The organism is Tabrizicola sp. YIM 78059 (genome assembly GCF_004959785.1).
In the GTDB taxonomy this organism is placed as follows: Bacteria; Pseudomonadota; Alphaproteobacteria; order Rhodobacterales; family Rhodobacteraceae; genus Tabrizicola; species Tabrizicola caldifontis.
On sequence record NZ_SJZH01000065.1, the window covers coordinates 1 to 540 of the forward strand.

Annotated in this window: 1 protein-coding gene; it reads left to right on the plus strand. The window is 69.3% G+C overall.

Going from position 1 to position 540, the window contains the following annotated elements:
- Window positions 1–540: phage tail tube protein (locus tag EZM81_RS18045; protein ID WP_248298284.1), on the plus strand; the 540-nt coding region annotated here is incomplete at both ends.

Consider the following 540-nt stretch of genomic DNA (forward strand, 5'->3'; position numbering starts at 1 on the left):
CCTCGGAGCTCTTGGGCCAGGGGCGCGACCCGCTGGCGCCGATCAAGGACGCGGTCACTGCCGATGGCGACGTCGTGGTGCCGATCGACGTCGAGAACCTCGGGCTGTGGCTCAAGGCGGCGTTCGGCACGCCTGTCACATCTGGCACCACGCCCAAGACCCACACCTTCCAGTCGGGGAACTGGACGTTGCCGTCGATGGCCATCGAGACGGCCATGCCCGAGGTGCCGCGCTATGCGATGTACACCGGCTGCGTCTGCGATCAGCTGTCGTGGCAGATGGCGCGGTCCGGCCTGCTGACCGCCACGGCCCGGCTGGTGGCGCAGGGGGAAACCGTTGCGGCCACAACTGCCGCTGGCACGCCCACCTCGCTGGCCCTGCAGCGGTTCGGCCATTTCAACGGGGCGATCACCCGTAACGGCACGCCGCTCGGCAACGTCATCTCGGCCGAGGTGACCTATTCCAATGGCCTCGACCGGATCGAGACCATCCGCTCGGACGGGCGCATCGAGGGGGCCGACCCCGGCATGGCCGCGCTGA